Here is a 3,659-nt window from a genome sequence, read left to right on the forward strand (position 1 = left end):
GACCGCGACGGTGAGCACCGCGCCGTCGCCGGCCGCCGCCCAGGCCTGCCGTTCGGCGTCCGGCGGGCGCACGTCCCCGGCCGGCGCCGGATCGTCGGTGACCCACACGTCGCCGCTGCGCAGCCAGCCGATGTCGCAGCCGGCGAGCGCCACCAGCGGCCCGCCCGGCAGGTGCTCGTCGCGCAGGCTGACCACCGGTGGCACCCCGGCCTGCCCGGCCGCCATCCGCACCAGCACGTGGTCGGCGCCCAGCGTCGCGGCCAGCCCCTGCACCGCCTCGCGGAGCGCGTCGTCGACCACCAGGTGGCCGCGGATCCGGTAGCCGAGGTCCCGGACGGCGCTGCGCAGCCGGGCGATGTCGGCGTCCAGCGTGCGGATCCGGTCGCTCTCGTCGGCCGTGGTGTTCACCGCGGCGGCGACGGCGCGGATCTCCGCCGGCCCGTCGTCCACCGCGGCCCGGGCCGCGAAGTCCCCGGCGCGCCGCCGGTCCAGCACCTCGACCAGCCGGCTCAGCGGGCCGGTGATGCGCCGGTTGGTGCGCCGGGCGGTGATCGCCGCCAGCCCGGCCGCGATCAGGGTGAGCGCGGCGACCGCACCGACGGTCAGCGAGCCCAGGGTCGCGCTGCGGCGTTGCAGCGCCGCGGCCCGCCCGGCCAGTGAGCCGGCCAGGTCCTCGTTGGCGCTCACGAAGGCCGCGAACAGCGGTTTGCCCTCGGCGACGTAGTGGGCGGCGGCGTCACTGCGCGGCGGCGCCCGGCGCTGCCGCTCGGCCAGCACCCACCAGGCGTCGGCGCGGGTGACCTGAGCGTTCACCGCGTCGCGCTCGCGGTCGGAGGTCAGCTCGCGCAGGTCGCGCACCGCCAGCTCGTAGTCGCTGCGGGCGACGTAATAGGTGTCCAGCAGCTGCCCGTCGCCGGTCAGCAGGTAGCCACGCAGGCCCCGCTGGGCGTCGGCGAGCACGTTGCGCAGATGCCCGTTGGCCACCTGCAGCGGTTGCACGTGGGTGCTCAGCTGGTCGACCGCCCGATGCTGGATCAGCACCGTGGTCATCTCAGCCAGCCCGGCGCAGACGATCAGCAGCACCAGGACGGCGAAGGCCCGGGTGAGCAGCCGCCGGACCGACCCGTCGCCGCGCATGGGATCTCAGGCCGTCAGGCGCGGGTCCGGCTGAGCAGGGCCTGGATGCGCGAGACCAGCTCCCGCGGGCTGAACGGCTTGGTCACGTAGTCGTCGGCGCCCGCGCTGAAGCCGCCCTCGACGTCCTGCTCCTGCACCCGGGCGGTGAGCATGATGATCAGCATCCCGGCGGTGGCCGGGTCGGCGCGCAGCATCCGGCACACGTCGATGCCGGACAGCCCGGGCATGGAGACGTCCAGCACGGCGAGCGAGGGCTGCCTGGCCCGGGCCTGTTCCACCGCGGCCTGCCCGTCCTCGACCGCGATCACCTCGAGCCCGGCCTGTTCGAGTTTGAAGGCCACCAGGTCACGGATGTCGGCGTCGTCGTCGGCGACCAGCACCACGGTCACGGCTTTTCCCCCGGTTCTCGCACACTCGCTACCTATTGCGACGATATCCGGTTAACCCAGGTGTGACTGCCGCTCCGGAAAAGCACACAGCCTTCGCTGCCGGCGAGGCTTAAGGATGTGGACGGCGCAACGGCATCGCAACCGGCCCGCAGCGGCGCTGCAGCCGGGCAGGGGTGTGCTGGACACAGACAGCCACCGCTTTCCACACCCGGCAGGAGGACCTGATGACCGCACTGCTCACCGATGATGTCCGCACCGAGGCGCTCTTCGCGTCCGACCTGCAGCGCTCCGACCGGCCCTCCCCGGAGTCGGTCCGTGCGGCGGTGCTGGCGGCGCTCGACCGGCTGGGCGCCGGCGGCTGCGCCGAGCTGGTCGCGCAGGAGTTCGGCGAGCACCCGGACTGCGCTCCGGGACGCATGCAATGGGCGCGGCACGCGGTGCGTGACGCGTTCACCGTGATCTGAGTTAAGCTCCTCGCCATGCACGCGCGACTGACCATGTGGTGGCCCGCCGACCAGGCGGCCACTCCCCCGCGCGTGTAATCACCCGCGGCCGCCTCCCCGAGGCGGCCGGTAAGAGGTCCCGTCTCGGGCGACCCCGAGAAAGAGGACCCATGACCGGGTACGCATTCATCCACCGCGACGGCGCCGACCACGTCGAAGTGCTCACCGGCGACGTCGTGACCGTCGCGACGCTCGCCGACATCCCGCTCTGCGCCGAGCAGGAGACGCTGGCGCTGATCCCGTACCGCCAGATCACCGAGCGCGGCTTCGACTGCGTCGACGACCATGCGCCCCTCGAGTGCCTGGTGATCACATCGCGCTCCCAGCAGGACACGGCGGACTTCATCACCGGGCGGCGGCCGGCCGTCACCGGCGGCGACTTCGACATCTCCGACGACCGGTACGCCGAGATCGTCGGCGACGTCCTGCGCGACGAGATCGGCCGCGGCGAGGGCGCCAACTTCGTCATCCACCGCACCTTCACCGCCCGCGTCGACGGGGAGGTGGACGCGGCCGCGCGCGCCGCCTTCGGCCGCCTGCTGGCCGGTGAGCAGGGCGCGTACTGGACGTTCCTGGTGCACACCGGCACGCGGACCCTGGTCGGCGCGTCCCCGGAACGGCACGTCAGCGTCGAGGCGGGGCTCACCATGATGAACCCGATCAGCGGCACCTTCCGGCACGGCGACGGCGGTGATCTGGCCGAGTTCCTCCGCGATCCGAAGGAGATCGAGGAGCTCTACATGGTGCTGGACGAGGAGCTGAAGATGATGGCCGCGGTCGCCGAGCGCGGCGGCCAGGTGATCGGCCCGTACCTCAAGCAGATGGCCCATCTCACCCACACCGAGTACCTGCTGGCCGGTCGCGGCACGCTGGACGTGCGCGACGTGCTGCGCGAGACGATGTTCGCCCCGACGGTCACCGGCAGCCCGATCGAGAACGCCTGCCGGGTGATCGCCCGGCACGAGCGTCGTGGCCGCGGCTACTACGCCGGCGTGCTGGCGCTGCTCGGCCACGACGCCGAGGGCCGGCAGACGCTGGACGCGCCGATCTTGATCCGCACGGCGGAGTTCGCGCCGGACGGGACGCTGCGGGTGCCGGTCGGCGCGACGCTGGTGCGGCACTCGACCGCGGCCGGGGAGGTCGCCGAGACGCACACCAAGGCCGCCGGGGTGCTGGCCGCGCTGGGCGTGCGGCCCGGCCGGGATCGGGTGACGCCGCCCGAGATCGACACGCCGGAGGTCGCCGAGGCGCTCGCCGCCCGCAACGTCGACCTGGCGCGCTTCTGGCTGGACGAGCGCACGCCCGACCAGGCGGTCCTCGCCGGACGGTCGGCGTTGATAGTGGACGGTGAGGACACCTTCACCGCGATGCTGGCGCACCAGCTGCGCAGTCTCGGCCTGGACGTGACGGTCACCCCGTACCCGGAAATGGGTTTGATCTCGCAGGATCTCGTCATCGCCGGCCCGGGGCCGGGAGACCCGTCGGCCGCCGATCCCAAGATGGCCTATCTGCGCGGGCTGCTGACCGGCCTGCTCGCCGCGCGGCGTCCGGTGCTCGGCGTCTGCCTCGGCCATCAGCTTTCAATGTTCAAAGCCTTCTGAGTGCTTTATTTGGTATTCTAAGCCTTGAT

3 protein-coding genes and 1 pseudogene are annotated in these 3,659 nt (G+C 72.6%); 2 read left to right on the top strand and 2 right to left on the bottom strand.

Features of this window, described 5'->3' with window-relative positions; all coding sequences use genetic code 11:
- Both AB0M20_RS32185 and AB0M20_RS32190 read right to left on the bottom strand, forming a co-directional pair.
- A partial coding sequence (locus tag AB0M20_RS32185; RefSeq protein ID WP_364304100.1) for a CHASE3 domain-containing protein occupies positions 1–1,137 on the bottom strand: 1,137 nt, incomplete at its 3' end.
- A 14-nt stretch (positions 1,138–1,151) separates the two neighbouring features.
- On the bottom strand, positions 1,152–1,526 hold the full coding sequence (locus AB0M20_RS32190; RefSeq protein ID WP_364304101.1) for a response regulator: 375 nt from the start codon (positions 1,524–1,526) through the stop codon (positions 1,152–1,154).
- A gap of 224 nt (positions 1,527–1,750) precedes the next feature.
- Between AB0M20_RS32190 and AB0M20_RS32195 the strand changes: the two genes are divergently transcribed.
- Together AB0M20_RS32195 and AB0M20_RS32200 are read left to right on the top strand one after the other, a co-directional pair.
- Positions 1,751–1,990 (top strand): hypothetical protein, encoded by a 240-nt coding sequence (locus AB0M20_RS32195; RefSeq protein WP_364304102.1) that lies wholly within the window; start codon positions 1,751–1,753, stop codon positions 1,988–1,990.
- A gap of 149 nt (positions 1,991–2,139) precedes the next feature.
- A pseudogene (locus AB0M20_RS32200) lies at positions 2,140–3,609 on the top strand (chorismate-binding protein); the annotation flags it as partial.
- Between the last annotated feature and the right edge of the window lie 50 nt (positions 3,610–3,659).

This window comes from Actinoplanes sp. NPDC051633, assembly GCF_040681735.1.
Lineage (GTDB): Bacteria > Actinomycetota > Actinomycetes > Mycobacteriales > Micromonosporaceae > Actinoplanes.

Bases quoted from the DNA above. Each gene is read 5' to 3' on its own strand.
- AB0M20_RS32195 (WP_364304102.1), top strand. From the start codon at position 1,751: ATGACCGCACTGCTCACCGATGATGTCCGCACCGAGGCGCTCTTCGCG.